General features: G+C 56.4%; 3 protein-coding genes and 1 pseudogene. All 4 read right to left on the reverse strand.

The window, feature by feature from the left end:
• Positions 1-969, reverse strand: a pseudogene (locus ACJWXQ_RS02395) (hypothetical protein); the annotation flags it as partial.
• A 43-nt stretch (positions 970-1,012) separates the two neighbouring features.
• On the reverse strand, positions 1,013-1,462 hold the full coding sequence (locus ACJWXQ_RS02400; protein WP_346050743.1) for a hypothetical protein: 450 nt from the start codon (positions 1,460-1,462) through the stop codon (positions 1,013-1,015).
• Between the two features lie 27 nt (positions 1,463-1,489).
• The gene (locus ACJWXQ_RS02405; protein ID WP_346050744.1) at positions 1,490-3,028 is read right to left on the reverse strand and encodes a BCCT family transporter; all 1,539 of its coding nucleotides are present in this window, start codon (positions 3,026-3,028) and stop codon (positions 1,490-1,492) included.
• Between the two features lie 193 nt (positions 3,029-3,221).
• Positions 3,222-3,941: a flagellar brake protein gene (locus tag ACJWXQ_RS02410; RefSeq protein ID WP_346050745.1), complete on the reverse strand. Its 720-nt coding sequence runs from the start codon at positions 3,939-3,941 to the stop codon at positions 3,222-3,224.
• Between the last annotated feature and the right edge of the window lie 555 nt (positions 3,942-4,496).

Below are 4,496 nucleotides of genomic sequence, written 5' to 3' on the forward strand. Positions count from 1 at the left end.
ATCACCTTCGGCGGCGGCCAGGCTGTCGAAGAGAAAAGCGCCGAATAGAACCGCATCGTCGCTGGTTCCATCCGGATTCTCGGGGTTGAAGCCGTAGCTGATCCATTCCAGTTCCAGGCCCCAGGCGTCGTCTGCCCCAAATCGCGATCTTGAGTGAAGGGCCAGGGCCCAGTGATCACCGTGGTCTTCGGTGATCTCGTTGTAAAGCCGCCCGTATTGCGTGGACAGTCCAAGCTCCGTCGGGAAGCTGCTGTCACTCCCGACTTCACGGGCAAGACGCAGATTAAGCTGGTCATTCTGGCGGTTGGCCTGTTCCTCAAAAGGGGAAAAGTCACCCTCAAAGTCGGCGCCGGCGGCGAGGTCGGTATTGGTCACGATGTTCCAGGCATAACGATCATTGGAAGACGGTGTGGCCAGGGCAGGATTGGGGTAATAGGCCGCCTGAATATCCCAGTCCCCTGTCTGGTTCACGTATTTGATGCCGGCCTGATAGTCATCCTCAAAACCCAGGTAGTAGGGGACGCCAAACCAGTAGCTGTGTGAGGCGAAAGGCTGCAGGCCAAAAGGGACCTGGCTGATCCCGGTCTGGATCTGTGCCCCGCTCTCCAGCTCATAGCCGATCCAGGCATGATGGATGACGTCCATGTACTCATACCATCGATATTGGGCGCTGATCTCCCATGGCCCCGAGCTACCCCTGGCTTCGATTCGAATAAGGTCGAAACGGAAGTCACCGAGGCGATCTTTCTGTTGGTCATTGAAACTGCTGTACTCGAAATTCAACCAGGCTGCGCCACCCAGGGTGAAGTCACCATGGGTGCTCTCAAGCTCTCCGACCCTTTCCTTCAAGCCTTCTATCGCCTCACCCGTTTGGCGAGGATCGCTATAATCTGGCTCCGCAAGGGCGGCAACGGCGAAGATCCACAGGCCACAGAGTGGGAACAGAAGATGCGACTTCGTCCTGTTCATGGCGGTACCTCGCTGCCTCGTTGTTATTCATGCTTTAGCGGTTTTACTGTACCCAGTTCTTGTATCCCGCCAGGAAATCCTCGATGATCCCCTCTCGGGTGAACTCTTCCAGTCGGAACGCCCGCTTCAGTCCGCCCGGGCGCTGAATTTCTGCCCGCGCTACTTCATTGTCTTCCTCGCCTGGCCGGATGACCGGCCAGGCGAAGGACATATGATGGGCCGCATCCCCTCGGATTACATAGGAAAATTCCTCGGCATCATTCAGATAGACAACCAATCGCGCCTTGTACTTGCCGGGCGTGATCTCCACTACGCGACCGTATTTCTCCAGCTCTTCCTTGATGTCCTCGAAGGCAGGTAACACCGGGTCCTGGATGAACTGCCGAATCTCCTCGCGGCGTTTTTCCACTCGCTCCTGGGCAGCCAACTGCTCTGAACGCGACTGAGAGGACTCCTCTACCATGCTTCGCAGTTTCTCTCGCCAGTTACTCATGGCTTTGCTCCTGTCTGTATGGTCTTTTCAGCGACTGTGATTCTGAGCGCCTCTGTCACGGGACAGACCACGATAAAGACTCCAGCAGATGACGAGCATGATCAGGCAGAAGGGCAGGGCCGTTGTGATGGCGGCGGCCTGAAGCGCCTCGAGGCCGCTTGTCGCATCCAGGTCCTCATTGTTGCCATTGCCATTGGTAATTGCCTGAGCACCGGCCAGGAGCAGAACTGCGGCGATGGCGCCCTCCAGGAGAGCCCAGAATACTCGTTGCCACTTGGGCGGGTTCAACTCACCTCCGGATGTGAGAGTGTCAATTACAAGAGAACCGGAATCAGAAGAAGTGATGAAATAGGTGGCGATGACAATCACCGCAACCATTGAGGTGAGCTGAGCCAATGGGAACTCACCCAGCAATTGGAACAGCGCCGTTTCCGCGCTAGCCCCCGCCAGCTCGGCAAGATTGTTCAGTTCCATGTGGATGGCGGTGTTTCCAAAGATCGTCAGCCAGGCAAAGGTGAACAGTGCCGGTACGAGCAGGACGCCGCCCACGAATTCCCGGATGGAGCGCCCACGGCTGATTCTGGCAATGAACATGCCCACGAAGGGCGACCAGGAGATCCACCACCCCCAGTAGAACATGGTCCACGCTGACTGCCATTCCGGGCCCTTGTATGCATCAGTCTGGAAGCTCATCGCAACCAGATTGGACAGGTAGTGGCCGGTCCCTTGTACGTAGGACATCAGCAGGAATGTCGTGGGGCCAAGGATAAAGACAAATAGCATCAGCCCAAGACCCAATACCAGGTTCATTTCACTGAGTCGCTTGATACCCTTGTCCAGTCCGGTAAAGACCGAGACTGTTGCGGCAAGGGTGATCACCGTAATCAGGATAATCTGATTGGTAACATTGAAATCCATCCAGCCCAGATGGTGCAGGCCGGCATTGATCTGAGTGACGCCAATGCCGAGGGATGTGGCAATCCCGAACAAGGTGCCGAAGACGGCAATGATCTCAACTGTATTGCCAATGGGGCCATAAATGCGCTTGCCGAGCACGGGGTAAAGCGTAGAGCGGATGGTCAGTGGCAGATCGTGCCGGTAGGCGAAGTAGGCCAGCGACAGACCGATCACGATATAGATTGCCCAGGCGTGCATGCCCCAATGGAAAAAGGTCAGGCGCATGGCCTCACGGGCTGCTTCCACACTGTCTTCAGTGCCGCTGGGTGGCGCGGCATAGTGGAAAAGCGGTTCCGCAACACTGAAGAACAGCAGGCCGATACCCATGCCGGCGCTGAATAGCATGGCGAACCAGGAGAAACGTGTGTACTCCGGTTCATCGCCCGGCTTGCCCAGCGTGATTTTGCCGAAGCGGCTGAACAGGAGAAAGATGACAAAAGCAAGAAAGATGGAAACGCTGAGAATGTAGAACCAGCCCAGGTTTTCCACGATGAAGGCCTGGATTGCGCCAAACCGTGCGCTGGCGTCCAGGGTGAATATGGCCGTGTAAAGTACGAATAATACCGCCAGAATAGCGGATGTGAAGAATATGACGGGATGGACCTTCATGCTTCCTCCCTTTGCAACATTATTCGGGCTAGCCGCCAGGCCGGTGGCGATAGCTTGTTAATCCACTACGCAGTGGCAGATTCGGTAAAGACCGGGCCGATGCGTATAGCCTAGCAGGCAAGTTGAATATCGCAATCACGGTCCACCACGCGGGTGACCGCAATTCAGGTCTTCGTCTCGGACGGAGGAAGTTTCACTGATTGTTTCGGTGCTGAAGGATCTGCTCGTAAACGAAGCCCTTGATGAAAACCCTATGGTGCTCCTCCAGGTCCATGAACTGCAATCCGTGGAGACAGGACTCGCCATCTTCACGGCTACTGTCTTGCTTTAAGTTCCGGATTTCTGCCTCTACCTGTATCCGGCTCTCACTTCCTGCGAAGGCAACAGTGAAATCCAGTTCCAGTTTCTCACCGACCTGGCCAAGGCAGGAATCGGCTTCCAGCAAGGCTCCAGCGGCGCTGATATCCAGAAGCCGCCCTTCACCGGATTCCTCGTCGGGTCGAAGGCAGCGGTAGCGGGTCGGCAGGTCCATGCTTACCCGTTCTTCCTGGCGGATGGTGACCTGCTCAATTGTGCGCGGATAGGCCAGATGCAGATAGTGCAATGGCTGAGTCGCGACCTTGCGCACCCAGGTGGTGAAACCGTGAATCTCCGTGCCGGAGAGATACCGGACCGTGAGCATGTCATCAAGATAGAAGGGGGCTGGAGAGCCACCCTCCCGGGGGGTTGTTATCAGGAAGCTCTCTCCTTCCACGTAGCCGATCATGCGAGCGTTCCATCGTTTGGAGCGATCGCGATTGGCCCGTTGCAGGTTGACGACGGCGCCAACTGAGAGCGTCAACTCCACCTTCTTGAGGGTATTGCCGCTTTCCTCGGCCAATTGACCTTCCCGTCCAATCTGTCGCGCTGACATGCGTTCGTCCTTGTAAAAAGAAGTCGGTTCCTATCGGGAGTGTAGCGGTGTGGGTATCCCCTGTCGCCTGGAGTGATGAATTTTCATGCTCCAAGGTGATTGCATTAATCAGAGTAGCAGGAAGCTGCTATTTGTATCCGTGCAGTCTGTGAACTGGTTCACAGAATTGCCCGGCCGTTGGGATTACAGTAACGCCAACCGCCATGCTCAGGGATAGCGGGGAGTGAGAAGAAGAAGGACGATGGGGGTCCACAAACGGTTGTCGCCTTGAGCCCGGCCTTGGCCGGGCCTTTTTTTGCCTGACGATTGATGCCGTACCTTATTCAGGGGGGAAGAAAATAAGGAGGCCAGGCCCCAGGGCTCGCGCGTTGGGGAAAGCGTGGTCACTCTCTTTAGCCGGCCCTTGGGGCCGGCTTTCTTTTATTCAGCCGCCCAATCAGTGCGATTATCGTTTCGCCACTCGGCGCATATCGGCAAAGCGGGCGCGGAGCCCTTGGGAGCCAAGGTAGTTTGGCACCACGGCATCAACACCGCTGGCCTCGATTCCAAGACGGG

The organism is Natronospira sp., assembly GCF_007134575.1.
Lineage (GTDB): Bacteria > Pseudomonadota > Gammaproteobacteria > Natronospirales > Natronospiraceae > Natronospira > Natronospira elongata.